This window comes from Kitasatospora sp. NPDC054768 (assembly GCF_053612025.1).
Genome location: NZ_JBSHBN010000002.1, coordinates 78710 through 105147, shown reverse-complemented (window position 1 = coordinate 105147; position 26438 = coordinate 78710). Strand labels below are relative to the sequence as shown.

Here is a 26438-nt window from a genome sequence, read left to right as displayed (position 1 = left end):
ATATTCATGGTAAAGCTCTCATCAAATAGTTTGTGATACCGTTCACGAGTACCGAGAACACGCCGAAAGACCTGACAGGTGGATGACTTCCGTCCCTGTCGGTCTCCCTCACCGGGCCCGCCGTTTCGATGGGCGGCCCGCGGCGATGCCTCGGTCCGGTGTCACCCGCCACCGCTGTGCCCGTCCCCCGCCACATCGACATGCCGCCGGAGCTGCCGACATGCCGTCCACCGACGCCCGGATCCTCCGAGGCGCCGCGATTCCCACTGCGGCCGCCGGGATCATCGCCATGGCGATCTGCTTCGCCGTCGCCGGTGGGAAGGGCCTGCTCGGTGCCCTCTTCGGTGCGCTGCTCGTGATGGCCTTCTTCGCCTCCGGCCAGTTCGCGCTCGACCGGCTGACCAGGTCGAACCCGCAGATCATGATGGCCGCGGCGCTGCTGGTGTACACCACGCAGATCCTGCTGGTCGGCATCGTGCTCGCGGTCTTCAAGGACACCGATCTCTTCAACCGGCAGGCCTTCGCCTTCACCCTGCTCGGCTGCGCCCTGATCTGGACGGGCTTCCAGGTGCGTGGTGCGCTCAAGGCCAAGACCTTCTACGTCGACCCCGACGCCTCCGAAAAGAAGGGCGACAAGCCCTCCGACAAGGGGCGTCAACAGTGACGAGGCCCAACTGTCCCCCCAACGAGGGGGGCGGTGTTTATGCCGCGCTGACGGGCTGCTATCGTCCGTCGCAACAACGGAGTACGGGAAGAGGCCAGGTCTGTCCGGACAGCGGACCGATCGCCCCCCGAATCCGCGCAGTCTTCGATGATCCCGCTGTGGTGCTGTGCGCCGGCGCGCGGGGTCGGCGAGAAACCCATCAAGTACCAGTGCCGCTCCGTGGCCGCAGGCCATGCCGACACACCGAGGTTGCCGTATCCATGCGTCACGACGAAGGAGTCCGTGGTGAGTGCTGAACTCACGTCCCTCGCCTCAGGCAGTTGCCACTTCGGGGACGCTGGTTGCGGCTTCCCGGCCCCTGGCCTGAACGAGTTCCAGTTCGAGCCGATCTTCTCCATCGGTAGCTTCGAGTTCAACAAGCCGATGCTGCTGTCGATCATCGTCGCAGCGCTGGTCGTGGTGTTCTTCTGGGCCGCGTTCGCGAAGCCGAAGCTGGTCCCCGGCAAGCTGCAGCTGGTCGGTGAGATCGGCTACGACTTCGTCAAGCGCTCCATCGTCCTGGAGACGATCGGCAAAAAGGGCGAGAAGTACGTCCCGATGCTGGTCTCGATGTTCTTCTTCGTATGGCTGCTGAACATCATGTCGGTCATCCCGTTCGCCCAGTTCCCGGTGACGGCGGCGATCGCGTTCCCGGCCGGCCTGGCCGCGGTCGTGTGGGTCACCTACATGACGCTGACCTTCAAGAAGCACGGCTTCGTCGGCGGTCTCAAGAACCTCTGCTGGCCCTCGGGCATCCCCGGCTGGGTCATGTTCATCCTGGTGCCGATCGAGTTCTTCTCGAACATCTTCGTGCGCCCCTTCACGCTCGCGGTCCGAGCCTTCGCGAACATGTTCGCCGGCCACCTGCTGATCGTGATGTTCTCCATCGCCTCCTGGTACCTGCTCAGCCCGACCCTGGGCGCGCTGTACGGCTCGGCCTCGTTCGTCGTCGCCGTCGGCCTCACCGGCTTCGAGCTGCTGGTCCAGTTCCTGCAGGCCTACATCTTCGTGATGCTGGCCAGCAGCTACATCGCCGGTGCCCTGGAAGAGGCGCACTGAGCCAGGGGCCCACGGCCCTCCTGAACCACCCCCCGGAACGCCCGGTGGCCAATCACCACCGGTACACCATCCCCGCAAAGGACACATTGCAATGAGCATGCTCGCTGAGGTCGGCGTCTACGGTTCCGTCGCTTCGATCGGCTACGGCCTCGCCGCGATCGGCCCCGGCATCGGTGTCGGTCTCATCTTCGGCAACGGCGTTCAGGCCATGGCCCGCCAGCCCGAGGCTGCCGGCCTCATCCGCTCCAACATGTTCATCGGCTTCGCGCTGACCGAGGCGCTCGCCCTCATCGGCATCGTCATGCCGTTCGTCTTCGGCCAGGGCCCCAAGTAATCCCCGCCGTAGACCATTCGAGGAAGGTCCAGATATGACCATCGCGGCTCACCTCGCGGAGGAGGGGGAGATCATGAACCCTCTCCTGCCCGCATGGCCCGAGATCATCATCGGCCTGCTCTGCTTCTTCATCGTCTTCGGTCTGCTCGGCAAGAAGCTCCTCCCCAGCATCGAGAAGGTGCTGTCGGAGCGCCGGGACGCGATCGAGGGCGGCATGGAGCGCGCCGAGGCCGCCCAGGTGGAGGCCCAGGCCCTGCTTGAGCAGTACCGCGCCGAGCTCGCCGAGGCGCGCCACGAGGCTGCCCGCATCGTCGAGCAGGCTCGCGAGCAGGGTGCCGCCCAGCTCGCCGAGATGCGCGAGGAGGGCCAGCGCCAGCGCGAGGCCATCGTCGCCGCCGGTCACGCCCAGATCGAGGCGGACAAGAAGCAGGCCACTGCCGCCCTGCGTCAGGACGTGGGCTCGCTGGCGACCCAGCTGGCGTCCCGCATCGTGGGCGAGTCCCTGGAGGACCACGCCCGGCAGAGCGGCGTCATCGACCGCTTCCTGGACGAGCTGGAGGCCAAGGCCACCGTTGCTCAGGGTGCGGCCAAGTGATCGGCGCCAGCCGTGAGGCCCTCGCTGCCGGCCGGCAGAACCTGGAGAGCCTGACCGACTCCACCTCGGTGGACGCGGCCAAGCTCGCCGAGGAGCTCACCGCCGTCACGGCCGTGCTGGACCGTGAGGTGTCGCTGCGCCGAGTCCTGACGGACCCGTCCCGGTCCGGCCAGGACAAGGCCCAGCTGGTCACCTCGCTGCTGACCGGCCAGGTCTCCGGCGAGGCCGTCGACCTGGTCTCCGGCCTGGTCCGCTCCCGCTGGTCGGGCTCGCGCGACCTGGTGGACGCGACCGAGCAGCTCTCCGCGTACGCGGAGATCATCGCCGCGGACAAGGCCGGCGCCCTGGACGACGTCGAGGACGAGCTCTTCCGCTTCGGCCGGGTGGTGAGCGGCGCGCACGAGCTGCGCGCCGCGCTGACCGAGCCGAAGGCCGGAGCCGTCGCGAAGGCCGAGCTGATCAAGAAGCTGCTCGGCGGCCGCGCCAACGCCGGCACCGTCCGGCTGGTCACCGCCCTCGTCAACGCGCCGCGTGGCCGTAGCCTGGAGCAGGGCCTTGAGTCCTACTCGAAGCTCGCCGCCGCACGCCGTGGCCGCGTGGTGGCCCTGGTCACCACCGCGGTGCCGCTGTCGGACACCCAGAAGGAGCGCCTGTCCGGTGCTCTGGGCCGGATGTACGGCCGCCAGGTCCACCTGAACATCGACGTCGACCCCGAGGTCGTCGGCGGCGTCCAGGTGCAGATCGGCGACGAGATCATCAACGGCACCGTGTCGAGCCGCCTCGAAGGCGCTCGCCAGTCGCTCGAAGGCTGAGTACCGAAGCAGCACATCCGACCCTCGGTCGGGAAACCGGCTCCCCAAGGAGCCGGCACATCGTACGGCCGGTTCGGAAGACCCGGCCGAGAGTCGAATACTTGCGGCCCTCAATGGCGGGCCGAGGATCGCAAACTAGGAGAGCAGGGAAGCCTGATGGCGGAGCTTACGATCCGTCCGGAGGAGATCCGGGACGCGCTGGCCGACTTTGTCCAGTCGTACCAGCCGGACGCCGCTTCTGTGGAAGAGGTCGGCACGGTCACTGACGCGGCGGACGGCATCGCGCATGTCGAGGGCCTGCCCTCGGTCATGGCGAACGAGCTGCTGAAGTTCGAGGACGGCACGCTCGGCCTCGCGCTGAACCTCGACACCCGCGAGATCGGTGTCGTCGTCCTCGGTGAGTTCGGCGGCATCGAAGAGGGCCAGACCGTGCGCCGCACTGGCGAGGTCCTCTCGGTTCCGGTCGGCGACGGCTACCTCGGCCGCGTCGTGGACCCGCTGGGCAACCCGATCGACGGCCTGGGCGACATCGCCGCCACCGGTCGCCGTGCCCTGGAGCTGCAGGCCCCCGGCGTCATGGCCCGCAAGTCGGTCAAGCAGCCGCTGCAGACCGGCATCAAGGCCATCGACGCGATGACCCCGATCGGCCGCGGCCAGCGCCAGCTGATCATCGGTGACCGCCAGACCGGCAAGACCGCGGTGGCCGTCGACACGATCATCAACCAGCGCGACAACTGGCGCTCGGGCGACCCGGAGAAGCAGGTCCGCTGCATCTACGTCGCCGTGGGCCAGAAGGGCTCCACCATCGCGTCCGTCCGCGGCGCCCTGGAGGAGGCCGGCGCGCTGGAGTACACCACCATCGTGGCCGCTCCCGCCTCCGACCCGGCCGGCTTCAAGTACCTCGCCCCGTACACCGGTTCGGCCATCGGCCAGGAGTGGATGTACGACGGCAAGCACGTCCTGATCATCTTCGACGACCTGTCGAAGCAGGCCGAGGCCTACCGTTCCGTCTCCCTGCTGCTGCGCCGCCCGCCGGGCCGCGAGGCCTACCCGGGTGACGTCTTCTACCTGCACTCCCGCCTGCTGGAGCGCTGCGCCAAGCTGAACGACGCCCTGGGCGGCGGCTCGATGACCGGTCTGCCGATCATCGAGACCAAGGCCAACGACGTCTCGGCGTACATCCCGACCAACGTCATCTCCATCACCGACGGCCAGTGCTTCCTGGAGTCCGACCTGTTCAACGCCGGCATCCGCCCGGCCGTGAACGTCGGTATCTCGGTCTCCCGCGTCGGTGGCTCCGCCCAGATCAAGGCCATGCGCTCGGTCGCCGGCCGTCTGCGTCTGGACCTCGCCCAGTACCGTGAGCTGGAGGCCTTCGCCGCCTTCGGTTCCGACCTGGACGCGGCCTCCAAGGCCCAGCTGGAGCGCGGTGCGCGCATGGTCGAGCTGCTGAAGCAGGGCCAGTACCAGCCGTTCCCGGTCGAGGAGCAGGTCGTCTCCATCTGGGCCGGCACCAACGGCAAGCTGGACGACGTCCCGGTCGCCGAGATCCGCCGCTTCGAGCGCGAGTTCCTGGACCACGTCCGCCTGCAGCACAAGGACCTGCTCGCCGGCATCGTCGAGACCGGTCTGCTGGCCGACGGCACCGTCGACGCGCTGACCAGCGCGATCGAGGCCTTCAAGCAGGGTTACCAGACCGCTGACGGCAAGCTGCTCTCCGAGCAGGCCTGAGTCCGGTAGCGAGGGAAAGGACGTAACGACCCATGGGAGCACAGCTTCGGGTCTACAAGCGCCGGATCCGCTCTGTCACCGCGACGAAGAAGATCACCAAGGCGATGGAGATGATCTCCGCGTCGCGCATCGTCAAGGCGCAGCGCGCGGTGGCCGCCTCCACTCCGTACGCCGATGAGCTCACCCGGGCGGTGACGGCGGTGGCCACCCGGTCCAACGCCAAGCACCCGCTCACCACCGAGAACCCGAACGCCAAGCGCGCGGCGGTCCTGCTGATCACGGCGGACCGCGGCCTGGCCGGCGGCTACTCGACCAACGCCATCAAGGCTTCGCTGGTGCTCGCCGAGCGCCTGCGGTCCGAGGGCAAGGACGTGGTGGCGTACATCATCGGCCGCAAGGGCGTCTCGTACTACACGTTCCGCGGTCTGACGATCGAGGGCTCGTGGACGGGATTCTCGGACAAGCCGACGTACGGTGACGCGAAGACCGTGGCGGCCGACCTGATCGAGGCCTTCACGGCCGAGACCGGCGGTGTGGACGAACTCCACCTGGTTTCCACCGAGTTCGTGTCCATGCTGACGCAGAACGCGGTCGAGGCGCGGCTGCTGCCGCTGAAGCTGGACGAGGTCCAGCTCAGCGACCAGACGCCGGCCAAGTCGGAGATCTTCCCGCTGTACGACTTCGAGCCGTCGGCGGAGGGCGTCCTGGACGCGCTGCTGCCGCGGTACGTCGAGAGCCGGATCTACAACGCGCTGCTGCAGTCGGCCGCTTCCGAGCACGCCGCCCGCCGCCGCGCGATGAAGAGCGCGACGGACAATGCCGGCGAGCTCATCAAGTCGCTCACGCGGCTTGCCAACTCGGCCCGTCAGGCCGAGATCACCCAGGAAATCAGCGAGATCGTCGGCGGTGCCAACGCCCTCGCCGACGCTAGCCGCGGGAGCGAATGAGTATGACCACCACTGTTGAGCCGACCACGGCGACGGGCCGCGTCGCGCGGGTCATCGGCCCGGTCGTCGACGTGGAGTTCCCCGTCGACGCGATCCCGGACATGTACAACGCCCTGCACGTCGAGGTGGACAACCCCGACGGCACGGGCAAGAAGACCCTGACCCTTGAGGTCGCCCAGCACCTCGGCGACGGCATGGTCCGCGGCATCTCGATGCAGCCGACCGACGGCCTGGTCCGTGGTTCGCAGGTCTCCGACACCGGTGCGGCGATCTCCGTCCCGGTCGGCCAGATCACCAAGGGCAAGGTGTTCAACGCCCTCGGCGACGTGCTGAACGTCGACCCGGCGGAGTTCGAGAAGCAGGTCGAGGTCCGCTGGCCGATCCACCGCAAGGCCCCGGCGTTCAAGGACCTCGAGTCCAAGACCGAGATGTTCGAGACCGGCATCAAGGTCATCGACCTGCTCACCCCGTACGTCACGGGTGGCAAGATCGGTCTGTTCGGTGGTGCCGGTGTCGGCAAGACCGTTCTGATCCAGGAGATGATCTACCGCGTCGCCGAGAACTTCGGTGGTGTGTCGGTGTTCGCCGGTGTCGGTGAGCGCACCCGTGAGGGCAACGACCTCATCGACGAGATGGTCGACTCGGGCGTTCTGGACAAGACCGCGCTGGTCTTCGGCCAGATGGACGAGCCGCCGGGCACCCGTCTGCGCGTCGCGCTGTCCGCGCTGACCATGGCGGAGTACTTCCGTGACGTCGAGAAGCAGGACGTGCTCCTCTTCATCGACAACATCTTCCGGTTCACCCAGGCCGGTTCCGAGGTGTCGACCCTGCTCGGCCGCATGCCCTCCGCGGTGGGCTACCAGCCGAACCTGGCCGACGAGATGGGCCTCCTGCAGGAGCGCATCACCTCGACCCGCGGTCACTCGATCACCTCGATGCAGGCGATCTACGTCCCCGCGGACGACCTGACCGACCCGGCGCCGGCCACCACCTTCGCCCACCTGGACGCGACGACCGTTCTGTCGCGCCCGATCTCGGAGAAGGGCATCTACCCGGCCGTCGACCCGCTGGACTCCACGTCCCGCATCCTCGACCCGCGGTACATCGCGCAGACCCACTACGACACGGCCATCCGTATCAAGGGGATCCTGCAGAAGTACAAGGACCTCCAGGACATCATCGCGATCCTCGGTATCGACGAGCTGTCCGAGGAGGACAAGGTCACGGTGCACCGTGCCCGCCGCATCGAGCGCTTCCTCTCGCAGAACACCTACGTGGCGAAGCAGTTCACCGGTGTCGAGGGTTCGACCGTGCCGCTGTCCGAGACCATCGAGGCCTTCAACTCGATCGCGGACGGCAAGTACGACTCCGTCCCGGAGCAGGCCTTCTTCATGTGCGGTGGCATCGAGGACCTCGAGAAGAACGCCGCCGAGCTGGCGAAGAAGTAATCGCGGCCGGTAGCAGCTGTGCGTGACCGTGAGGGGTGGCCCCCGAGCCTGGGGACCACCCCTCGCGGCACATCGGCTGTGATTCCGGTCAAATCCGTGCCGCCGGTTTCATGCCGGAGGCGCGGGGCCGTTATTCTTACCGAAACTCCCGAGTAATCGGGCGTTGCATGAGCCTAGGAGCCCACGTTGGCTGAGCTGCACGTCGAGCTGGTCGCAGCCGACCGCAAGGTGTGGTCCGGTGCGGCCACCATCGTCGTCGCCCGTACGGCCTCCGGTGACACCGGCATCATGCCGGGCCACACCCCGGTGCTGAGCGTGCTGGAGACCGGTCCGGTCACCATCCGCACGGTGGACGGCGGCACCGTGATCGCCGCGGTGCACGGCGGCTTCATCTCCTTCGCCGACAACAAGCTGTCTCTGCTCGCGGAGATCGCCGAGCTGGCGGACGAGATCGACGTCGCGCGTGCCGAGCGCGCACTGGAGAAGGCCAAGTCGGGCCTGGACGAGCACGCCGAGCGGCGCGCCGAGGTCCGTCTGTTCGCGGCGCGCGGCCTCAAGGCCCACGTCTGAGTGCGCCGGACCCCGGCTTGGCGGGGTCGACCGACGGTCCCGGGGACGCGTGAGCGTGACCCCGGGACTGTCGTCGTAGTTGGTAGGTCAGCGCGGTCGCTTGATACGACCGCTACGGGGAACGCGGGTAGCGAGGAGGTGGGTGAGCATGGTCCTCGCGCTTGTGGTGTGTGCGGCGGTCGTGGCCCTGGGTGTGATCGGGCTGATGGCCTTCGCCGTCCGGCGCCGCCTGATCCAGCGGGTCGGCGGCACCTTCGACTGCAGTTACCGGCTCAAAATGCCGGCCGACGCCTCGACGCAGCCCGACCTCGACGAGAACGGCAAGCCCACCTCAGCCCCGGTCCCCCCGACCGACGGCAAGGGGTGGGTTTTTGGTATCGGCCGGTACAGCGGTGACTCGATCGAGTGGTTCCGGGTCTTCTCGTACGCCCCGCGCCCGCGCAAGGTGCTGCCGCGCCGGGAGATCGAGGTGCTCGGCCGGCGCTACCCGGAGGGCCAGGAAGAGCTGGCGCTGCTGTCCGGCTCGGTGGTGCTGCGGTGCCTGCACAACGGGGCGCCGCTGGAGCTGGCGATGAGCGAGGACGCGCTGACCGGCTTCCTGGCCTGGCTGGAGGCCGCCCCGCCCGGCCAGAGGGTCAATGTCGCGTAGCGACCGGACTCCCGGACGGGCGTGCCCCGGCCGGAGGGCGGGGGAGGGTCGACGTCGCGCAGCGGCCTGCCGACACGCCCGGGGGGCTTCCGAGGCGGGGTTAACGGCGCCTAACCCGGCGGCTACTCTGGCCGCATGGTCAATCTGACGCGCATCTACACCCGTACCGGCGATGACGGCACCACCGCGCTCGGCGACATGAGCCGGACCAGCAAGACCGATCCGAGACTGGTCGCGTACGCGGACGCCAACGAGGCCAACGCCGCGATCGGCGTGGCCCTGGCCGTCGGTGAGCTGCCGCAGGACATGACGGCGGTGCTCGTCCGGGTCCAGAACGACCTGTTCGACGTCGGCGCCGACCTGTCCACCCCGGTGGTGGAGGACCCGAAGTACCCGCCGCTGCGGGTGCTGCAGTCCTACATCGACCGGCTGGAGACGGACTGCGACGAGTACCTGGCGCGGGTGGAGAAGCTGCGCAGCTTCATCCTGCCCGGCGGTACGCCCGGGGCGGCCCACCTGCACCTGGCCTGCACGGTGGTGCGGCGGGCCGAGCGCTCGACCTGGTCGGCGATCGCGGAGCACGGCGACAGCGTCAACCCGCTGACCGCGAAGTACCTCAACCGGCTGTCCGACCTGCTGTTCATCCTGGCCCGGGTGGCCAACAAGGAGCGCGGGGACGTGCTCTGGGTCCCGGGCGAGAACCGCTAGGAACATGCCGAAGTCCCGTCCTCGGACCGCTCCCCCGTGGGAGTCCGAGGACGGGCCCTCGACGGCTCAGGGCCGGTCGGCCGGGGTGCGGTCGGGGGCGCTGCCGGCGAGGGTCTTCCCGGTGACCACCCGGTCGTCCTCGACCACCACGCCGGCCGGCGGCTGCTTGGGCCAGAGCGAGTAGCAGCCGGCCACGATCACGTTGACCACGGCGGCGATGCCCAGCTTGAGGTACCACTGGAGGAAGGTGCCGAAGTGGGCGGAGCCCGCGGAGAGCGGGACGAGCAGGGTGATCAGGCTCAGCGTGACCGCGGCGGACACGACGGTCCGGCCGGCGATCTGCCACTCGTACCTGGTCCGCTCCGGCCCGTACTTGGGCGAGGGCAGCGGCTTGGGGCCGCCGGCGAAGCGGTGCAGGAAGTGCCGGTCGGCCCAGCGGACCAGCGAGGGGCCGTAGCCGATCGAGAAGCCCGCGTAGCTCGCGGCCAGGGCGTGCGTCCAGCTCGCGGTGGCGCCGCCGCGCAGGTCGAGGACGGTGAGGGCGTACAGGGTGAGGTCCACCACCGGCAGGCCGACCAGCAGCGCGGTGCTGGTGCGGCGCCACCGGAGCAGGTAGCGGGCGGTCAGTCCGAGGCCGAGCAGGATCCAGAAGGAGATCTCGGCCGCGACGATGAGAGTGACGATCACGTTCTGCTCCCGGACGTTTCGGTGGTGCTTCCAGCCTCGTGCGGGGGCGTGCCGCTGTCGTCGTCGCACGGTGCCGTACCGGCCTGCACCTTTCGATGTAGCGGGCTCCTTCGTGGACCGGAGCCGGGCCGGCCGCCGGGGATGATGAGATGGGGACGTGCCCCTCCCGTTCCCCGCGCTCCCCCCACGCCGACAGGACCAGCTGATCGCCCTCGCCGGGCTGCTCGGCGGTGCGGTGCTGATCGCCTTCGGGGTGTACGACCGGGCCGACCGGGTGCCGCCGTGGGTGGTGGCGCCGCCGCTGCTGGTGATGGCCGGGCTGGAGCTGGTCCGGCGGACCAGGCCGGTGCTCGCGGTGTCGCTCGGCGGGCTGGCCTTCGCGGCGAGCGTGTTCGCCGGCAACCTGGTGGCCACGCTGATCATGTACACCGACCTGCTGTACGCGGCGGTGATCTACGGCACCCCGCGGATGTCCCGGGTGCTGCACCTGTCCGGTGGGGCCACGGTGCTGGCGCTGTCCACCCTGGCGGCGGTCTACGGCGGCACCTCGTTGGCGCTGCTGATCGTGGTGGTCAGCACACTGGTCTTCCTGGGCCCGGTGTGGAGCGGCGACGTGGTGCGCAAGCACCGGCAGGAGGCGGAGGCCGAGCGGCTGCGGGCCGAACAGACCGCGCTGCTCTCGGAGATGGACCGGCGGGAGGCGATCGGCGCCGAACGGGCCAGGATGGCAAGGGAGTTGCACGACGTGGTGGCCAACCACCTGTCGGCGATCGCGATCCACGCCACCGGTGCGCAGTCGGTGGCCCGGCGCCGGAACCTGCCCCAGGACGATCCCCTGGTGGAGGTGCTGGCGGTGATCCGGGAGAACAGCGTCCAGGGATTGGCCGAAATGCGTCGGATGATCGGACTGCTCCGGGACAGTGGCGGGGGAGAGGTGGACGAGTCGTACGCGGCCCCCGACCTGGCCGCGGTGGACGCCCTGCTGGCCAAGGCCCGGGCGGCCGGCCGGGACGTCGGGCTGGACTTCGCGCTGGACGAGCGCGGCGAGCGCGGGGAGGTGCCGGTGCCGGTCGGGCTGGCCGCGTACCGGATCGTCCAGGAGTCGCTGACCAACGCCCTCAAGCACGCCGGGCCCGGACTGGTCAGCCTGCGGCTGGAGTTCGCGCCGGAGGAACTGCGGATCTCGGTCGACAGCCCGTACCGGGGTGGTCCGGGCCGTGAACTGCCCGGTGCCCGGGCCGGGTTGGTGGGCATGGCGGAACGGGCCGGGCTGCTCGGCGGCAGCTTCGAGGCCGGGCCGAAGGACGGGTACTGGAGCGTGCGCGCGGTGCTGCCGCGCGCCCGGGGGAACGAGGGGCGGGCATGACGATCCGGGTGCTGGTGGCGGAGGACCAGGCGGCGGTACGCGCGGCGCTGGTGATGATCCTGCGCGCCGAGCCGGAGTTCGAGGTGGTCGGGCAGGCCGCGGACGGCGAGGAGGCCGTCCGGCTGGCCCTGGAGCTGCGGCCGGACGTGGTGCTGATGGACGTGCAGATGCCCCGGCTGGACGGCGTCTCGGCGACCCGCGAGGTGGTCGCCGCCGGGGCCGGCCAGGTGCTCGTGCTGACCACCTTCGACCTGGACGAGTACGTCTACGGCGCGCTGCGGGCCGGGGCGTCCGGGTTCCTGCTCAAGGACCTGGAGGCGGACACCCTGATCGAGGGCATCCGCACGGTGGCGCGCGGGGACGGGATGCTGGCGCCCTCGGTGACCAGACGGCTGATCGGGGCCTTCGCCCGCCCCGAGCGGCCGGTCGGACCGGAGGCCCGGGCCGCGGTGGGGACGCTGACCGGCCGCGAGCGGGAGGTGCTGGCCTGTATCGGGGCCGGGATGTCCAACGGGGAGATCGCGGCCCGGCTGGAGATGGCGGAGGCGACCACCAAGACGCACGTCAGCCGGATCCTGGCGAAGCTGCGGCTGCGCAGCCGGGTGCAGGCGGCGATCCTGGCGCAGGACCTCGGACTGACCGTCTGATCACCTGTTTTAGGTCGGTTGCAGATCACACTCCCGATTGCTATTGCACGGGGGATTTGGGCATTAGAGTCCCGGAAAAACGAGCGATGCGGCTCTCTGGCGGCGACCCCTGCCCTGAGCCGCCTTCAGGGCCCGCCCGCGGGGCGGCGACGGCATCGGGAGACCCAGCCATGAGCAATGCGTCCAGCAAGCAGATCGCCGTGATCGGTGCCGGCCTGATGGGCGCCGGCATCGCCCAGGTGTCCGCGCAGGCCGGTCACCCGGTGGTGCTGCGGGACGTCACCGAGGAGGCGCTCCAGCGGGGCCTGGCCGGCATCCGCGCCTCCTACGAGAAGTTCGTCGCCAAGGGCAGGCTGAGCGCCGAGGACGCCGAGGCCGCGCTGGGCCGGATCACCACCACCACCGACCTGGGTGCCGTCGCCGAGGCCGACATCGTGGTCGAGGCCGTGTTCGAGGAGCTGGAGGTCAAGGAGCGCGTCTTCCGCGAACTCGACAAGCTCGCCAAGGACGGCGCCGTACTGGCCTCCAACACCTCCGCCATCCCGATCACCCGGATCGCCGCCGCCACCGGGCGCCCGGAGTCGGTCGTCGGCGTCCACTTCTTCTCGCCCGTCCCGATGATGAAGCTGGTCGAGCTGGTCCGCGGCTACAAGACCAGCGACGAGACGCTGGCCACCGCCCGCGCCTACGCCGAGGGCGTCGGCAAGGAGGTCGTGGTGGTCAACCGCGACGTGGCCGGCTTCGTGACCACCCGCCTGATCACCGCGCTGGTCGTCGAGGCCGCCAGCCTGTACGAGTCGGGCGTGGCCACCGCCGAGGACATCGACACCGCCTGCCGGCTCGGTTTCGGCCACGCGATGGGCCCGCTCCAGACCGCCGACCTGACCGGCGTGGACATCCTGCTGCACGCCGCCCGCAACATCTACACCGAGACCCAGGACGAGAAGTTCGCCGCGCCGGAGATCATGGCCCGCATGGTCACCGCCGGTGACCTGGGCCGCAAGAGCGGCCGCGGCTTCTACCCGTACGAGGGCAAGTGAGCCGACAGGGCTGAACGACCGGCCGGGCCGTGCGATCGGGGCATCGTACGGCCCGCTCCGCAGGGCCGGGTGAGTTTCCTCACGCCGGGTACCGCAGACGGGTGATTTGGGCGGTAATCGAGCGTAGGTGTGGGGCCGACCTGCGTATATTCCCTCGGACGGGTGAAGTTGCTTCAGATCTGGCCAAAACCAGCAACCTGCGGAGCCGGTTCACCGTCAGATGAGGGAACCCGGCATTCCGCCCGGGTCCGGGTGTGGGGCTTCGGCCCGCCCGTATGCACCCCCCGCTCCCGCTCCCGGCACGGCCGGGGCGGACCCGCCCCGCACCAGGCCGTCCAGGCGAAGGAGGAGAGCATGCGCATCACCGGCGACCACACGGCGCTGGCCATCGAAGGCCGCCTCGACGTGCGCACCGCCGCCGACGCGCGGGCCCGGCTGCACCAGGCCGTGGACGGCGGCCTCGGCGACCTCGTACTCGACCTCGGCCGGCTGGAGTTCTGGGACGCCACCGGGCTCGGCGTGATCATGGGCACCCACCGGCGGGCCGGCCGGATCGGCCGCCGGCTGGTGCTGCGCTCCGTCCCGGCCCAGCTGCAGCGGCTGCTGGTGGCCACCAAGCTGCACCGCATCCTGGCCGTCGACGGCGCCGCCGAGGCGCACGGGGTCGCTCTCTAACTCCGGCGGCCCCATGGCCCCCACCGCGCCGCGCGCCGGGACCGTGCGCCTGCGCACCCCCGGTCCGTCCGCGCAACGCCCCTGGTCAGCGCCGCGGACCGGCCGTCGGCCACGGACCGCTCTGCACGGCCGGGGCCGGATGTGCAAGAGTCTGCCCGTCAGAAGACGGCCGCCGGGGCTGCCTCCAGCCCGGCCGCGGCCGCCACCGGGACGTCAGCCGGGCGGCGCGGGGCGCCGACGGCCGAGCACGATGCGGAGCAGAACGTGGCACAGCCATCCGGGGAGTTCCGGCAGGAGGCCGTTCGCACCCGCGGCGGCGAACTGGTCTCCGGCGCCCTGCTGGTGGGCGTCGGCGCCCCGGACGGCTCCGAGGCCAGGACCTGTCCCGAGGAGTGGCGGCCCCGTCCGCGCCGGACCGGACGCAGCGAGCCCGCCCGCGGTCCGGTCGGCGGCGTCGGCCGCGCGGTCGGCCCGCTCGCGCTCGGCGCCGGGCCCGCCGATCTGCCGATGCTCGACCGCGAGACCGACACCGCCGAACTGCTCGCCCTGCTCGCCGAGGGCCGATCGATACGCCTGGTCGGCCAGGCCGGCTCGGGCCGCAGCGCGCTGCTGTCGGCCGTCGCCGAGGCCGCCGCCGACCTCGCCCCCGACGGCGTGGTGCAGCTCTGCGGCCACCGCCGGACCGGCGCCGACCTGCTCCAGGACCTCTTCGCGGCCACCCACCACGCCCCCGGATACCGCCCCGACCCCGGGCAGTTGGCCGTCCACCTCGCCGAGGTCGGCGCGATCGTGGTGATCGACGCCGCCGAGCCCTCCGGTGCCGAGCTGGAGGAGCTGCTCGCCGCAGCCCCCGGCTGCGCCTTCCTGATCTCCGCCGCCCCGGACGGCCCGCCGCCGCCCCCCGGCTCCCGGCTCCAGGACCACCTGGTGGCCGGACTCTCCCGCTCCGCCTGCCTGGCCCTCACCGCCCGGCTGGCCGGGCGGCCGCTGGACGTCACCGAGAAGGCCTGGGCGGTGGACCTCTGGTTCGAGTCCGAGGGCCTGCCGCTGCGTTTCGTCCAGGCCGCCGCGCTGCTGCGCCAGCGGGACGTCTCGGTGGACGCGCTGGTGGCCGCCGAGGACGACCGGATGGACGTCTTCGGGGCCGTCGACGAGCCCGTCCACGACGAGGACCCGGCGATCCGGGAGAACGCGCTGCGGCTCACCGTCCCGCTGCCCTCGGTGGCGGAGACCGCCTCGCCCGCGGTCCGGCTCGCCGAGGGGCTGAGCGAGCCCGCGCAGGCCGTGCTGCGGCTCGCGGTCGCGCTCGGCGGCGAGTGCCCCACCGCGCCGCACCTGCCGGCGCTGATCGACGTCGGGCAGGGCGAGGCCGCCCTCGCCGAACTCGCCGACGCCGGACTGGCGGTGTCCATCGGCGGGCACCACCGGCTGACCGCCGGCGCGCTCGACCTGCTCGTCCCGCACTGGCCCGCCCGGGGCTCCGTCGACGGGGCCGCCCAGCACTTCGCCTGGTGGGTGGGGCACGGCTCGGTGACGCTGGAACAGGTCGCCGCCGAGGCCGAGGTGATGGTCGGCGTGCTGCTCGCCGACCGCACCGCCGGACGGCACGACGCGGTGGTCCGGCTCGCCCGGGCGGCGGCGCCCGCGCTGGCGCTGTCGCTGCGCTGGGGCGCCTGGGAGCGGGTGCTCCAGCTCGGTCTGGAGGCGGCCCGCCGCACCGGTTCGGCGGTCGACCAGGCCTGGTTCCACCACGAGGCGGGCGTGCACGCGATCTGCGTCCGGCAGCCCTCCCGGGCCGTCGCCGAACTGGAGACCGCGCTCACCCTGCGGGCCACCGCGGGCGAGCAGCGCGGGGTGGCCGCCGCACGCCGGATGCTCGACCTGCTGCGCGCCGAGGGCCGGCAGCTGCCGGCCGCCGCGCCCGCCGCGGCGCCCGGCCGCGCCCCGGTGATCCGCAAGATCGCGGCCCGGGTGCCGGCCCGCCTGAAGTCCAGCAGGCGCCGCCGGGCGGCCGTGGTCTCCACCGCGGTGCTGACCCTGGGGGTCCTCGGCGCGGCGGTGGCGATGAGCTTCAGCGGGCCGGAGGAGGCCAGGGGGAAGGACCCGCACAACAACGGTCGGCTGGACGGCGGCGGCACCCAGGACCCGCCGTTCCCGCAGCAGTCCGGCACTGCCGGGCCGACGACGGCCGGTGCCGGGCCGGGCGGTGCGCCGACGCAGGGGAGTAGCCCGGCGCCGTCCGCGAGCGCCAGTGCCTCGCACTCGCCGAGCGCCTCGCCGACGAGGAGGCCGAGCTCCTCGCCGGGGGCGGGCGGGTCGCAGGCCCCGCAGCAGCCGCCCGTACCGGGTCAGCAGCCGCCGGGTCCGAACCCCGGCGGTCCGGGCGCGGGTGGCACCGGCGGAGGCGGCACTCAGCCCGGTGGCGGCGGCACGGGCACCTCGCCGTCGCCGGAGCCGTCCACCACGACCGCCGGACCGAGCCCGTCGTCGAGCGGCTCGGCCGGTCCGACCGGCACGTCCAGCCCGTCGTCCGGTCCGTCCTGAGCGGTCAGAACAGCTTGAGCTTGTCGTCGTCGATGCCGCGCAGCTCGTCGTAGTCCAGCACCACGCAGCCGATACCGCGGTCGGTGGCCAGGACGCGGGCCTGCGGCTTGATCTCCTGCGCGGCGAAGATGCCCTTGACCGGGGCCAGCAGCGGGTCCCGGTTGAGGAGTTCGAGGTAGCGGGTGAGCTGTTCGACGCCGTCGATCTCACCGCGGCGCTTGATCTCGACGGCCACCGTGGCGCCGTCGGCGTCGCGGCAGAGGATGTCGACCGGGCCGATCGCGGTGGGGTACTCGCGGCGGATCAGCGACCAGCCGGCACCGAGCACCTCCATCCGGTCCGCGAGCAGCTCCTGGAGGTGTGCCTCCACGCCGTCCTTGATCAGGCCCGGGTCGACCCCGAGCTCGTGGGACGAGTCGTGCAGCACCTCCTCCAGCGTGATGATGAGCTTCTCGCCGGCCTTGTTCTCCACCGTCCAGACCCCGTCGGCCTCCTTGAGGGCGCACGGCGGGGACATCCAGTTGAGCGGCTTGTAGGCGCGGTCGTCGGCGTGGATGCTGACGCTGCCGTCGGCCTTGACCAGGATCAGCCTGGTGGCGGAGGGCAGATGGGCGGAGAGCCGACCGGCATAGTCGACTGAGCAGCGGGCAATTACGAGACGCACGGTCGACCACGCTAGCCCACCGGGGCCAGTTGATGCGATTCCGCGACGGCTGGGTGAAGAAAGCGCGAACCCGGCCAACATGGAGGTCCTGCGGTCCCGCCACCGCCCCGTCGAGGTCTGGCGCCCCCACCCGCAAGTCGCTACGGTGTGTGACGGCATGCTCGCGGGATCGCTGTCAACGGGGATGGAGACTTCAGATGAACGATCCGACGGGATCCGGCCAATCCGGTGCACCGCAACATATTTCCGAAGCAATCCGCAGGAATGACCGGCCTGCCGCGCCGTTGACTGCCACGCTGTTCTGAGCGCGTTCGGTATCCAGGACGTCACGTCCCGTGGTGCCGCCGCTGTCGCGAAGGTGCCGGAAACCCCTGTCCCTCGGTGTTCCGGACACCCCATGCGAATCCGCCACCCTCACTGTGAGCTTGACCTACGCACGACCACCCGGGCGCCGCGCGGGTGGACCGCGAGAGGAGAATCCATGTCGCTCGACGTCTCACCGGCCCTGCTGGAGAAGGCCGAGCGGGGCGAGGTCGACGAGCGGGAATTCGTCGACTGCGTCCGCGTCTCTTTGCCCTACGCCTGGGACCTGATCAGCTCGCTGGTCGCCCAGGCGAAGGTCGACGGCACCGACTTCGCCGACAACCAGGTGCCGCCGCCCGGCGAGCAGGCCCGCGGCCAGCTGCTGCGCGCGCTCGCCAGCGACGCCATCCGGGGCGCTCTCCAGCGCCACTTCGGGGTTCGGCTGGCCTTCCAGAACTGTCACCGGGTCGCGGTGTTCCTGCCGTCGGACGCCAACGAGGCGCGGTACGACCGCTTCACCTCGGTCCGGGAGCAGCTGCTCAACCAGTCCGAGGAACTGCGGGACTGCTGACCCCGCCGTAGCCCGCTGCGGCGCCGGCCGCCCCCGTCCCCCGGTGCGGGGGGAGGGCGGCGGCCCGGGCCCGTCCCCCCGCCCGGTACGTCCTCCCGCCCGGTACGTCCCCCCCGCTGGGCCCGTCCCCCCGCCGGGCCCGTCCCCCCGCCGGGCCCGTCTAGCCCAGCTGCGGCAGCACCTCCGAGCCGAGCCGGGCGATGTTGTGCAGGGTCGCCTCCTGGTCGCCGCTGCCCTCGGCGAGCAGGGCGAAGCGCCGGATGCCGGTGCGTTCGGCGGTGGCCAGCAGCCGGTCGGCGCACTGCCGCGGGGTGCCCACCGCGTGCAGGTCGCAGAGCAGCTCGGTGTACTGGCGCGGATCGCGCATCTTGCGCTCGCGGCCGTCCACGGTGCGGTGGGCGCCGAGCCCGTACTCGAACCAGCCGGGCATCGCGTTCAGCAGCGTGGACCGGGCCGCCGCGGCGCGGTCGTCGACCTGGGCCACCCCGGCCGCGACGTGTTGTCGGCCGATCCGGCGCAGCTGCTCCTCGCCGCGCCCGGCGGCCAGCCAGGCGGTCCGGTACAGCTCCAGCATCCGCAGCTTGTCGTCGTCCCCGGAGTGCATGCCGAGCAGCATCGGCAGGCCGCGCTCGGCGGCCAGCCGCACCCCGCCCGGCGAGGTGCAGGCGACCACCACGGGCGGCCCGGCCACCGGCCGTCCGGAGGCGGTGAGCTCCTCGCCGAGGCCCTCGTCGTCCCGGCGCTGGCGCGGGAAGCGCACCGGGCCGGTCCGCCCGCCGAGGCCCAGCCAGCTGCTCAGGCCCGGCCGCCGCACCGGTTCGGTGGCCCGCGGCACCACGGCGACCTCGGGGAAGGCGAACTGCGGGCCGTCCGCGCCCACCCGGGAGCCGCGCAGCCAGCGCAGCAGCAGGTCCAGCCGCTCCGGGAAGCCCTTCTCGAAGGCGTCCACGCCGCCGCCGAACACGTCCAGGTCGATCCACGGCCCGCCGCGGCCCACCCCGAGCGTGAACCGTCCGCCGGAGGTGAGGTGCAGCAGCGCGGCCTGCTCGCCGAGCCCCACCGGGTGGCGGGTGGAGAGCACGCTGACCGCCGTGCCGACGCCGATCCGGCGGGTGCGGCCGAGCAGCATCGCGGCGAGCGTGGCGGCGTCCGGACAGACCCCGTACGGCACGAAGTGGTGCTCGGCCAGCCAGACGCTGTCCAGCCCGGCGCGTTCGGCCTCGACGGCGGATTCGACGGTGCGCTCCAGCGCCTCGCCGTGGCTCTGCCCGGGGAACTGCGCGGACAGCAGGAACAGGCCGACCCGTACCGGACCGGTGGACGGCGGCAGCGCGCCCGCCCGCTGGGGCGCCGGCAGCGGCCGGCCCACGACGGCCGTGACCGGGGGGACGGACGTCAGCGTCGGACCGGGGGCGACCGGCCGGACCCCGACGGGCCCGCCGCTCTCGGCGCGGGCGCTGGTCTTGCTCATCGTTGGGCCTCCTCGGGTGCGCGCAGGGTCTGCGGGCCCCGCCTTCTCCCCTTGTGGGTATCCGATGTCATGTGCCAATGGCACGCGGAACTCCCGATTTCCCCGATGATCGGGTGGATCTCGGCAAAAACGCCGAAGTGCCGGACGGAGCCGTGGTAGTGGCCGTGCGGGGGGCCCGCCCGGCCGTAGGCTGGAACGATCCAGAGCCCAGGAGGAGAGGGAGTCCGCCGTGTCGCCGCGCCGCAACCGGATCAAGAGCGCCGCCCCGCACGAGAGCGCAGAGCCGACCGCCCCGGTCGGCGGTTCGCTGCGCCGCACCGAGAGCCACCAGGGCGAGGACTGGGTGGTTCAGACGGTCGCCGGGACGGCGGGACGGTTCTACCGCTGCCCGGGCTGCGACCAGGAGATCCCGCCGGGGGTGGGCCACGTGGTGGCCTGGCCGCAGTACGGCGCGGGAGTGGACGACCGGCGGCACTGGCACCGCGCCTGCTGGGGAGCGCGGGAGCGCCGGGCCTCCAACGTCCTGCGAGGCCGCGGCGCTCCGCGGTACTGACGGGTCCGGCCGGGTCCCGCTAGGCGTCGCGCTTCCTGAACACCAGCGCACCGCCGACCAGCGCCGCGGCCGTCCAGGCGAGGCAGATCAGGAAGCCGGTCCACGGCCCGTACGGCTGGCCGTGCTGCTCGTACACCAGCAGCATCCGCGAGCCCGCGTAGTCGGGGAAGTAGTGGGCCAGGGTCTTGACCTTCGGCACCGCCGAGAGGATCGGCGAGAGCAGGAAGAAGAACGGCACCAGCACGCCGAGCGCGAGCGTCTGGTTGTGCAGCATCGTGGTGACGCCGGCCGAGAACAGGCAGAGCATCGTCAGGTACAGCGCGGCCCCGAACACCGCCCGCAGCACGTTGGGCTCGCCGATCGTGGTGGAGTGCGTGCCGAGCAGCGACTGGCCGACGAGGAAGGTGACGAAGGCCGTCACCAGCGAGACCGCGAGGGCGAGGGCGCCGAGCACCGCCGCCTTGCCGGTGAGCAGGGTGGCGCGCTGCGGGACGGCGGCCAGGGTGACCCGGATCATGCCGCTGCTGTACTCGTTGCCGATCGCCAGCACCCCGAAGACGATGATCGCCAGCTCGCCGAGCATGATGCCGGAGAAGGACGTCCCGGTGGCGTCGAACGGGGACTGGTCGTCGCGGCGGAACTCGGTGAAGTTGTTGTTGGTGAGCAGGGACAGCAGCGCGCCGATGCCGACCGTGACGACGAAGGTCAGCGCGAGTGTCCAGACCGTCGAGCGGACGCTGCGGATCTTCGTCCACTCGGAGCGGAGGATCGCCGGGAAGGACGCCATCTCAGTTCTCCTCCTGCCGTGCGGTGGTGGTCGGCCGGGCGCCGTCCGCCTTCCAGCCGGCGCCCCACGCGGTGGGCGCGCCGGCCGCGTCCCGGCCCGGTCCGTCGCCCGCGTGGTACTCCACCGAGTCGGCCGTCATCTGCATGAAGGCCTCCTCCAGCGAGGCCTGCTGCGGGCTGAGCTCGTGCAGCACCACGCCGTGCCCGGCGAACAGCTCGCCGAGCCGCGCGATGTCCCCGTTGACCACCTCGTAGGAGCGGTCCGGGCCGGGCTCGGGCCGCAGGCCGGCCTCGGCCAGCACGTCGAGCAGCCGCTCGGGCTCCGGGGTGCGCAGTCGTACGGCGGAGCGGGAGTTGCGCCGGATGAACTCCGGCATCGGCAGGTCGGCGAGCAGCCGGCCGCGGCCGATGACCACCAGGTGGTCGGCGGTGACGGCCATCTCGCTCATCAGGTGGGAGGAGACGAAGACCGTCCGGCCCTCGGCGGCGAGGCGTTTCATCAGGTTGCGGATCCAGAGGATGCCCTCCGGGTCCAGGCCGTTGACCGGCTCGTCGAACATGACGATCTCCGGGTCGCCGAGCAGGGCGGAGGCGATGCCCAGGCGCTGGCCCATGCCGAGCGAGAAGCCGCGGGCCCGCTTGCGGGCGACCGGGGTGAGGCCGACCAGGGCGAGCACCTCGTCCACCCGGCGCACGGGGATGCGGTTGCTCTGGGCGAGCCAGAGCAGGTGGTCGCGGGCGGTGCGGCCGGGGTGGACGGCCTTGGCCTCCAGGAGCGCGCCGATGTACTTGAGCGGCTCGCTGAGCTGGCCGTACCGTCTGCCGTCGATGGTCACCCGGCCGGCGGTCGGGCGGTCGAGGTCGAGGATCATGCGCATGGTGGTGGACTTGCCGGCGCCGTTCGGGCCGAGGAAGCCGGTCACCACGCCCCGAGGGACCTGGAAGCTGAGCCGGTCCACCGCGAGCGTCCTGCCGTAACGTTTTGTCAGGTCGTGCAACTCGATCATTCGCGCTCCCTCACTTCCTTGCCAGGCTAGGACAAAGGGGGTATCGCGGCCCGCTGAGTGGGCCCGCCGGGCGTGCCGGAATAGGTTGGACGCATGACCCAGCTCCCCTCCGCAGTGTCGGTCCGCGAGAGCGGTACCGGAACACCACTCGTGCTGCTGCACGCCTTTCCGTTGAACGCCTCGATGTGGTCGTCCCAACTGGACACGCTGCCCGGCCTGACCGGGGACGAAGCGCGCGTGCTCGCCCCCGACCAGCGGGGGTTCGGCGGCACTGTGCTGGGCGCCGACGAGCCCTCGCTGGACCCGGTCGCGGACGACCTCGCGCTGCTGCTGGACGCGGCCGGGATCGAGCGCGCGGTGGTCGCCGGGCTCTCCATGGGCGGCTACGTGGCGCTGGCCTTCGCCCGCCGCCACCCCGACCGGCTGGCCGGCCTGCTGCTGGCCAACACCCGGGCCACCGCCGACACCGACGCGGTACGGGCCAACCGGGAGCGGATCGCCGCCGCCGTCACCGCGCGGGACAGCGTGCGGCTGCTGCTCGACGAGCAGGTCGCGGCCGGGCAGCTCGGGCCCGACTCGCAGCACCTGGTGGAGCGGGTGCAGACGATGGTCGCCGCCGCGCCGCCGGCCGCCGTCGCCTGGGCCCAGCGGGCCATGGCGGCCCGCCCGGACGCCCTGGACGTCCTGGCCGCCCTGCGGGTGCCGGTCTCCGTCGTGGCGGGCGCCCAGGACGCCCTGGTGGCGCCCGAGGAGGCCGAGCCGATGCTGCGGGCCCGGCCGGACGCCGAGCTGACCGTCCTGCCCGGGGTGGGCCACCTGAGCGCCCTGGAGGCGCCCGAGGCCTTCGACGCCGTCGTGCGCACCCTGCTCGCCCGGGTGGCCGCCGGATGAGCCAGGAGAGCCAGGACGCGGCGGCCTGGGACTTCTCCGCCCTGGAGGTGACCGGCCGGATGCCCGTGACCAACCGGGGCGAGGGGCTGGTCGAGCTCACCCTGGAACCGCTCGGCGAGGACTACTGGATGCGCCCGGGGGAGACCTTCATCGTCACCTCGTACGGCGACTACGGGCCCGGGCACCCCTTCGAGGTGCAGTACTGGCCGGACTCGGTGTCGGTCTGGTGCACCTCCTGGTTCGGCACCGTCTCCGACGACGAGGGCAACCAGCTCAGCAGCGGCTACCAGCGGCCGGACGGCGCCTACCCGCGGTGAGGGCCAGCGCCCGACCGGCCCGGGAGCGCCCGGCCCGCGCCCGCTCGGGACGGTGACGGCGCGAAAGCCGACAGGCCCTCACCCGGGCGGGTGAGGGCCTGCGGTGCTGCCGGGGCCTGCGTGCGTCAGCGCGACTGCTGGGCGGGCACGCCCAGGGTGTCGTCGGTCGGCAGCGAGGCGGCGGCCACGGCCGCGCCGGTCAGCGTCGCCAGCATCTCGCGGACGTTGGTCAGCTGGGCGTTGATGCTGTCGCGGCGGTTGGTGAGGGCCGCCAGCTCGCGCTCGGATTCGCTGCGGATGCGGTCCGCCTTGGCGTTGGCGTCGGCCACGATGTCCTCGGACTGGCGCTGGGCCGTCTCGACGGTCTGGCGGGCGCGGCGCTCGGCGTCGGTGCGCAGCTTCTCGGCCTCCAGGCGCAGCTGCTCGGCCCGGTGCTCGATCTCGGCCAGGCGCTTCTCGGCCTTGGCCTGACGGGCGGCCAGGTCCCGCTCGGACTGCTCGCGGCGCTTGGCCAGGTTGGTCTCGAACTCCAGCGCGGCCTGGGCGGCCTTGGTGCGGGTGTCCTCGAAGAGGGCGTCCGCCTCCTCGCGCTTGTTCTGGGCGTCCTTGTTGGCCTCGGCGCGCAGCTGGGCGGCGTCGCTCTTGGACTTGTCGACGATCCGCATCCCCTCGTCCTCCGCCTTGGCCTTGCGGTCCTTGGCGTAGTTCTCGGCCTCGGAGCGGACCTGCTGGGCGGCGGCCTCGGCCAGCTCGCGGTGCTGCTCGGCGGCGCGGTGCGCCTCGTCGCGCAGGTCCTTGGCCTCCTCCTCGGCGAGTCGCAGGATCTTCTCGACCCGGGCGCCGAGACCGGCGTAGGAGGGCTCCTGCTCCACGACCGCCGCCTGGGCGGACTGGGTCTCCAGGTGGAGCTCCTCGATGCGCTTCTCCAGCGCACTGATCCGGGTCAAGGCACTGTCACGGTCGGCCACCAGCTTGGTGATCCGCTCGTCGACCTGGGCGCGCTCGTACCCACGGCGCACCAGGTCGAAGCCGTGAGGGGAGTGACTGTCGCTCATGGGGTTCTGGGCTTCCTGTCGTCAAACCGCTGAGGTGGTTGAGGGAATCCTGACACGGTACCGGAGTGTCGACGGCGATATGCCGTTCTCTCACGGACAATGACCGCCAATGTCCGCTCAATCGGGTGGTGCGCTCTTGGAGCGATTGCCACCCGACCGGGGGGAGCCAACTCCGGCACCGGCCTTGGCGCCCCCGTCCTTCTTGGTGCTGCTTCCCCCGTTGGCCTGGGCGACCGGCGCCGGCGCCTCGAACGCCTCCAGGGCGGACAGCACGTCCTGGACCCTGGAGATCTCGGTGTTGATGTCCTTGCGGCGGCGCACCAGTTCGTCCAGCTCGCGCCGGCCCTCGTCGGTGACCCGCTTCGCCTCGGCCGTCGCCTCGGCGAGCAGCCGCTCGGCCTCCGCCTTCGCCAGCTCGATCTGCTCGTCCGCGGCCTCGTCGGCGTCCCGCAGCCGCTTCTCCGCCTCGGTGGAGGCCCGGTCCAGCCGCTCCTCGGCCTCGCTCTCCGACGACCGCAGCTTCGCCTCGGCCTTCTCGATGAGCGACTCGGCGCGGTCCGTGGAGTTGGCGAGCTTGGTCTCCGCCTCCTTCAGCAGGCCTTCCGCCTTGCGGACGGCCGACAGCCGGACCTTGCTGGCCTCCGCGGACGCCTCCGAGGTCAGCTCGCTCGCGCGCTCCTCGGCCGCCGCGACCAGCGCCGCCGCGCGGTCCTCGGCCTCGGCGACGGTGGCCACCGCCTGCTCCTCGGCCTCGGTCAGCTGCTCCTGGGCGGCCGTCACCAGCGCGTCCACCCGCTCGCCGGCCGACTTCATGGCCGCCGCGTTCTCCTTGCGGGCGCGCTCGTGCAGGGCCTCGACCTCGGCGTCGGTGCGCTCGCGCAGCTCCTCGGCGCGCTCGCGGATCGCCGTCGCGTCCCGGCGGGCCTCGGCGAGCAGGGCGTCCGCGTCGGAACGGCCCTTCTCGACCTCGGCCTGGCCGGCAGCCTCGCCGGCGGCGACCAGCCGGCCGGCCTCCTTGCGGGCGGCGGCGACCATCGCGTCCGCCTGCTCCTCCGCGGCGGCGGTGGTCGCCAGCGCGGTGGTCTGGGCGTCCTCGCCGAGCGCCTCGGCGTCCGCGAAGGCCTTCTCCAGGACGGACTTGGCGTGCTCGCGGGTGGCCCTGTCGAACTGCTCGGCGGCCTCCCGGGTCTTGGCGTCGTAGTCGTCGGCGCGGGAGTGGGTGGCGGAGTCGTACTCGTCGGCCAGGGTGCGGGTGGCGAGGGCGTACTCCTCGGCCTCGGCCCGCAGACCGGCGGCCAGCTCCTCGGCGTCGGCGATGCCGCGGGCACCCTGGGCCTCGGCCTCGGCCACCGTCCGGGCGGCCTGCGCCCCGGCGTCGGCGCGCAACTGCTCGGCGGCCTCCTGGGCGGCGCGCAGCTCGGCCTCGGCGTCCGCGCGCAGCTGCTCGTCGTAGGCCAGGGCCTCGGCGCGCTGCCGGCCGAGCTCGTTCTCGGTGGCCTCCCGCTCGGCGGCCAGCTCCAGCTCGGTCTGCTCGCGCAGGGCGGTGGTCTCGGCCTCCGTACGGGCCCGCAGGTCGGCGGTCTCGCGGTCGACGAGCTCGCGCTGCTCGGCGCTCTCGCGCTCCACCAGGCTGCGCAGCTCGGCGGCGTACGCGTCGGCGGACTCCCGCTGCTCGGTGGTCTCCCGCTCGGCGAGGACGCGCAGCTCGGTGGCGTCCTGCTCGGCGGCCTCGCGGACCTCGGCGGCCTCCTGCGCGGCGGCGGCCCTGAGCGCGGCGATCTGCTCGGCGGCGGCCTCGTGCATGCCCGCCACCGCCTGGCGGACCTCGGCGGCCTCCTCCTCGGCGACGGCCACCAGCTCGGCGCCCTCGGCCTTGGCGGCGGAGATCAGCTCGGCGCGGTCGGCCTTGGCCTGCTCCAGCTCGGCGGTGGCCTCGGCCCGGATGCCGTCGGCGGTGGCGCGGGCCTCGGACAGCTCGCGGCCGGCCTCGGCCCGGACGGTCGAGGCCTGCTCGTTGGCCAGGGCCAGTTCGGCGGCGGCCTTCTCGCGGGTGGCCTTGGCGTCCTTGGCGGCCTCGGCGCGGCGCTGCTCGGCGGTGGCCTCGGCGCGCTCCAGCGCCTCCTCGGCGGCGGTGCGCTGCTCGTCGGCGTAGGCGTCGGCCTGCTCGCGGACCTCGGTGGCGTGCTGCTCGGCGGCGTCGCGGACCTGGGCCGCGTGCTGGTCGGCCGCCTCGCGGACCTCGGCGGTCTCGGCCGCGGTGCGCTTGGTGAGGTCGGTGGCGTGCTGTTCGGCCTCGGTGCGGACG

General features: G+C 72.1%; 26 protein-coding genes and 1 pseudogene. 20 read left to right on the top strand and 7 right to left on the bottom strand.

The window, feature by feature from the left end; all coding sequences use genetic code 11:
- The first annotated feature begins 220 nt into the window (after positions 1 to 220).
- From ACWGKU_RS01090 to ACWGKU_RS01040, 11 genes are all read left to right on the top strand, one after another.
- Positions 221 to 664, top strand: coding sequence for a hypothetical protein (locus ACWGKU_RS01090; RefSeq protein WP_401049824.1), 444 nt, complete (start codon positions 221 to 223; stop codon positions 662 to 664).
- 285 nt (positions 665 to 949) lie between these two features.
- Positions 950 to 1762 (top strand): F0F1 ATP synthase subunit A, encoded by an 813-nt coding sequence (atpB, locus tag ACWGKU_RS01085; RefSeq protein WP_380538228.1) that lies wholly within the window; start codon positions 950 to 952, stop codon positions 1760 to 1762.
- Between the two features lie 91 nt (positions 1763 to 1853).
- Positions 1854 to 2096: an ATP synthase F0 subunit C gene (atpE, locus tag ACWGKU_RS01080; RefSeq protein ID WP_030302757.1), complete on the top strand. Its 243-nt coding sequence runs from the start codon at positions 1854 to 1856 to the stop codon at positions 2094 to 2096.
- Positions 2097 to 2130: 34 nt separating this feature from the next.
- The gene (locus ACWGKU_RS01075; protein ID WP_401048971.1) at positions 2131 to 2691 is read left to right on the top strand and encodes a F0F1 ATP synthase subunit B; all 561 of its coding nucleotides are present in this window, start codon (positions 2131 to 2133) and stop codon (positions 2689 to 2691) included.
- Positions 2688 to 3503, top strand: coding sequence for a F0F1 ATP synthase subunit delta (locus tag ACWGKU_RS01070; RefSeq protein ID WP_380538225.1), 816 nt, complete (start codon positions 2688 to 2690; stop codon positions 3501 to 3503). The genes ACWGKU_RS01075 and ACWGKU_RS01070 overlap by 4 nt, the downstream gene beginning before the upstream one ends.
- Before the next feature lie 156 nt (positions 3504 to 3659).
- Positions 3660 to 5234: a F0F1 ATP synthase subunit alpha gene (gene atpA, locus ACWGKU_RS01065; protein ID WP_359899956.1), complete on the top strand. Its 1575-nt coding sequence runs from the start codon at positions 3660 to 3662 to the stop codon at positions 5232 to 5234.
- Positions 5235 to 5266: 32 nt separating this feature from the next.
- A complete protein-coding gene (locus ACWGKU_RS01060) occupies positions 5267 to 6181 on the top strand; it encodes a F0F1 ATP synthase subunit gamma (protein WP_401048968.1) in 915 nt (304 codons plus the stop codon).
- A 2-nt stretch (positions 6182 to 6183) separates the two neighbouring features.
- Positions 6184 to 7629 (top strand): F0F1 ATP synthase subunit beta, encoded by a 1446-nt coding sequence (atpD, locus tag ACWGKU_RS01055; RefSeq protein ID WP_401048966.1) that lies wholly within the window; start codon positions 6184 to 6186, stop codon positions 7627 to 7629.
- Between the two features lie 186 nt (positions 7630 to 7815).
- Positions 7816 to 8199, top strand: coding sequence for a F0F1 ATP synthase subunit epsilon (locus ACWGKU_RS01050; RefSeq protein ID WP_401048964.1), 384 nt, complete (start codon positions 7816 to 7818; stop codon positions 8197 to 8199).
- 148 nt (positions 8200 to 8347) lie between these two features.
- Positions 8348 to 8848 carry a DUF2550 domain-containing protein gene (locus ACWGKU_RS01045; RefSeq protein WP_030057523.1) on the top strand — a complete coding sequence of 167 codons (501 nt, stop codon included), beginning with the start codon at positions 8348 to 8350 and terminating at the stop codon, positions 8846 to 8848.
- A gap of 135 nt (positions 8849 to 8983) precedes the next feature.
- Positions 8984 to 9556: a cob(I)yrinic acid a,c-diamide adenosyltransferase gene (locus ACWGKU_RS01040; RefSeq protein ID WP_359899948.1), complete on the top strand. Its 573-nt coding sequence runs from the start codon at positions 8984 to 8986 to the stop codon at positions 9554 to 9556.
- Between the two features lie 66 nt (positions 9557 to 9622).
- Here ACWGKU_RS01040 and ACWGKU_RS01035 read toward each other — a convergent pair whose 3' ends face one another.
- Entirely contained in the window at positions 9623 to 10243 is a 621-nt protein-coding gene (locus ACWGKU_RS01035; protein ID WP_401053220.1) for a hypothetical protein, read from the bottom strand.
- Between the two features lie 157 nt (positions 10244 to 10400).
- On the opposite strand from ACWGKU_RS01035, the gene ACWGKU_RS01030 reads away from it, so the two are divergent.
- The 5 genes from ACWGKU_RS01030 to ACWGKU_RS01010 all read left to right on the top strand — a co-directional run bounded on the left by ACWGKU_RS01030 (position 10401) and on the right by ACWGKU_RS01010 (position 16515).
- Positions 10401 to 11609, top strand: a complete 1209-nt coding sequence (locus ACWGKU_RS01030) for a sensor histidine kinase (protein WP_401053218.1) — start codon at positions 10401 to 10403, stop codon at positions 11607 to 11609.
- Positions 11606 to 12256: a response regulator gene (locus tag ACWGKU_RS01025; protein WP_380538219.1), complete on the top strand. Its 651-nt coding sequence runs from the start codon at positions 11606 to 11608 to the stop codon at positions 12254 to 12256. The genes ACWGKU_RS01030 and ACWGKU_RS01025 overlap by 4 nt, the downstream gene beginning before the upstream one ends.
- Before the next feature lie 170 nt (positions 12257 to 12426).
- Positions 12427 to 13296: a 3-hydroxyacyl-CoA dehydrogenase family protein gene (locus ACWGKU_RS01020; RefSeq protein ID WP_401053215.1), complete on the top strand. Its 870-nt coding sequence runs from the start codon at positions 12427 to 12429 to the stop codon at positions 13294 to 13296.
- Between the two features lie 354 nt (positions 13297 to 13650).
- Positions 13651 to 13971, top strand: coding sequence for an STAS domain-containing protein (locus ACWGKU_RS01015; RefSeq protein ID WP_401055425.1), 321 nt, complete (start codon positions 13651 to 13653; stop codon positions 13969 to 13971).
- A gap of 264 nt (positions 13972 to 14235) precedes the next feature.
- Positions 14236 to 16515, top strand: a complete 2280-nt coding sequence (locus ACWGKU_RS01010; RefSeq protein WP_452177024.1) for an ATP-binding protein — start codon at positions 14236 to 14238, stop codon at positions 16513 to 16515.
- A 4-nt stretch (positions 16516 to 16519) separates the two neighbouring features.
- Here ACWGKU_RS01010 and nucS read toward each other — a convergent pair whose 3' ends face one another.
- On the bottom strand, positions 16520 to 17179 hold the full coding sequence (nucS, locus tag ACWGKU_RS01005) for an endonuclease NucS (protein ID WP_359899935.1): 660 nt from the start codon (positions 17177 to 17179) through the stop codon (positions 16520 to 16522).
- A gap of 481 nt (positions 17180 to 17660) precedes the next feature.
- On the opposite strand from nucS, the gene ACWGKU_RS01000 reads away from it, so the two are divergent.
- The gene (locus tag ACWGKU_RS01000; RefSeq protein WP_401055799.1) at positions 17661 to 18053 is read left to right on the top strand and encodes an SCO5389 family protein; all 393 of its coding nucleotides are present in this window, start codon (positions 17661 to 17663) and stop codon (positions 18051 to 18053) included.
- Between the two features lie 160 nt (positions 18054 to 18213).
- On the opposite strand, the gene ACWGKU_RS00995 is transcribed toward ACWGKU_RS01000, so the two are convergent.
- Complete coding sequence (locus tag ACWGKU_RS00995) at positions 18214 to 19524, bottom strand: LLM class flavin-dependent oxidoreductase (protein WP_401046761.1); 1311 nt, start codon at positions 19522 to 19524, stop codon at positions 18214 to 18216.
- A 229-nt stretch (positions 19525 to 19753) separates the two neighbouring features.
- On the opposite strand from ACWGKU_RS00995, the gene ACWGKU_RS00990 reads away from it, so the two are divergent.
- Positions 19754 to 20077, top strand: a complete 324-nt coding sequence (locus ACWGKU_RS00990; protein ID WP_452177023.1) for an ATP/GTP-binding protein — start codon at positions 19754 to 19756, stop codon at positions 20075 to 20077.
- Positions 20078 to 20096: 19 nt separating this feature from the next.
- Here ACWGKU_RS00990 and ACWGKU_RS00985 read toward each other — a convergent pair whose 3' ends face one another.
- Together ACWGKU_RS00985 and ACWGKU_RS00980 are read right to left on the bottom strand one after the other, a co-directional pair.
- A complete protein-coding gene (locus tag ACWGKU_RS00985) occupies positions 20097 to 20864 on the bottom strand; it encodes an ABC transporter permease subunit (RefSeq protein WP_452177022.1) in 768 nt (255 codons plus the stop codon).
- Position 20865: 1 nt separating this feature from the next.
- Positions 20866 to 21870 (bottom strand): ABC transporter ATP-binding protein, encoded by a 1005-nt coding sequence (locus tag ACWGKU_RS00980; protein WP_452177021.1) that lies wholly within the window; start codon positions 21868 to 21870, stop codon positions 20866 to 20868.
- A gap of 93 nt (positions 21871 to 21963) precedes the next feature.
- On the opposite strand from ACWGKU_RS00980, the gene ACWGKU_RS00975 reads away from it, so the two are divergent.
- Together ACWGKU_RS00975 and ACWGKU_RS00970 are read left to right on the top strand one after the other, a co-directional pair.
- On the top strand, positions 21964 to 22761 hold the full coding sequence (locus tag ACWGKU_RS00975) for an alpha/beta fold hydrolase (protein WP_401046768.1): 798 nt from the start codon (positions 21964 to 21966) through the stop codon (positions 22759 to 22761).
- Complete coding sequence (locus ACWGKU_RS00970) at positions 22758 to 23078, top strand: hypothetical protein (protein ID WP_224283203.1); 321 nt, start codon at positions 22758 to 22760, stop codon at positions 23076 to 23078. The genes ACWGKU_RS00975 and ACWGKU_RS00970 overlap by 4 nt, the downstream gene beginning before the upstream one ends.
- A gap of 125 nt (positions 23079 to 23203) precedes the next feature.
- Here the strand turns inward: ACWGKU_RS00970 and ACWGKU_RS00965 are convergent, their stop codons facing one another.
- Complete coding sequence (locus ACWGKU_RS00965) at positions 23204 to 24133, bottom strand: coiled-coil domain-containing protein (RefSeq protein ID WP_359899925.1); 930 nt, start codon at positions 24131 to 24133, stop codon at positions 23204 to 23206.
- 117 nt (positions 24134 to 24250) lie between these two features.
- A pseudogene (locus ACWGKU_RS00960) lies at positions 24251 to 26438 on the bottom strand (hypothetical protein); the annotation flags it as partial.

Bases quoted from the DNA above. Each gene is read 5' to 3' on its own strand.
- ACWGKU_RS01020 (WP_401053215.1), top strand. From the start codon at position 12,427: ATGAGCAATGCGTCCAGCAAGCAGATCGCCGTGATCGGTGCCGGCCTG.
- ACWGKU_RS00985 (WP_452177022.1), bottom strand. From the start codon at position 20,864: ATGGCGTCCTTCCCGGCGATCCTCCGCTCCGAGTGGACGAAGATCCGC.
- ACWGKU_RS00975 (WP_401046768.1), top strand. From the start codon at position 21,964: ATGACCCAGCTCCCCTCCGCAGTGTCGGTCCGCGAGAGCGGTACCGGA.
- ACWGKU_RS01025 (WP_380538219.1), top strand. From the start codon at position 11,606: ATGACGATCCGGGTGCTGGTGGCGGAGGACCAGGCGGCGGTACGCGCG.
- ACWGKU_RS01045 (WP_030057523.1), top strand. From the start codon at position 8,348: ATGGTCCTCGCGCTTGTGGTGTGTGCGGCGGTCGTGGCCCTGGGTGTG.
- atpA (WP_359899956.1), top strand. From the start codon at position 3,660: ATGGCGGAGCTTACGATCCGTCCGGAGGAGATCCGGGACGCGCTGGCC.
- ACWGKU_RS01075 (WP_401048971.1), top strand. From the start codon at position 2,131: ATGACCATCGCGGCTCACCTCGCGGAGGAGGGGGAGATCATGAACCCT.
- ACWGKU_RS01090 (WP_401049824.1), top strand. From the start codon at position 221: ATGCCGTCCACCGACGCCCGGATCCTCCGAGGCGCCGCGATTCCCACT.
- ACWGKU_RS01015 (WP_401055425.1), top strand. From the start codon at position 13,651: ATGCGCATCACCGGCGACCACACGGCGCTGGCCATCGAAGGCCGCCTC.
- atpD (WP_401048966.1), top strand. From the start codon at position 6,184: ATGACCACCACTGTTGAGCCGACCACGGCGACGGGCCGCGTCGCGCGG.
- ACWGKU_RS01040 (WP_359899948.1), top strand. From the start codon at position 8,984: ATGGTCAATCTGACGCGCATCTACACCCGTACCGGCGATGACGGCACC.
- ACWGKU_RS01000 (WP_401055799.1), top strand. From the start codon at position 17,661: ATGTCGCTCGACGTCTCACCGGCCCTGCTGGAGAAGGCCGAGCGGGGC.
- ACWGKU_RS00970 (WP_224283203.1), top strand. From the start codon at position 22,758: ATGAGCCAGGAGAGCCAGGACGCGGCGGCCTGGGACTTCTCCGCCCTG.
- ACWGKU_RS00980 (WP_452177021.1), bottom strand. From the start codon at position 21,870: ATGATCGAGTTGCACGACCTGACAAAACGTTACGGCAGGACGCTCGCG.
- ACWGKU_RS00995 (WP_401046761.1), bottom strand. From the start codon at position 19,524: ATGAGCAAGACCAGCGCCCGCGCCGAGAGCGGCGGGCCCGTCGGGGTC.
- ACWGKU_RS01060 (WP_401048968.1), top strand. From the start codon at position 5,267: ATGGGAGCACAGCTTCGGGTCTACAAGCGCCGGATCCGCTCTGTCACC.
- atpE (WP_030302757.1), top strand. From the start codon at position 1,854: ATGAGCATGCTCGCTGAGGTCGGCGTCTACGGTTCCGTCGCTTCGATC.
- ACWGKU_RS00965 (WP_359899925.1), bottom strand. From the start codon at position 24,133: ATGAGCGACAGTCACTCCCCTCACGGCTTCGACCTGGTGCGCCGTGGG.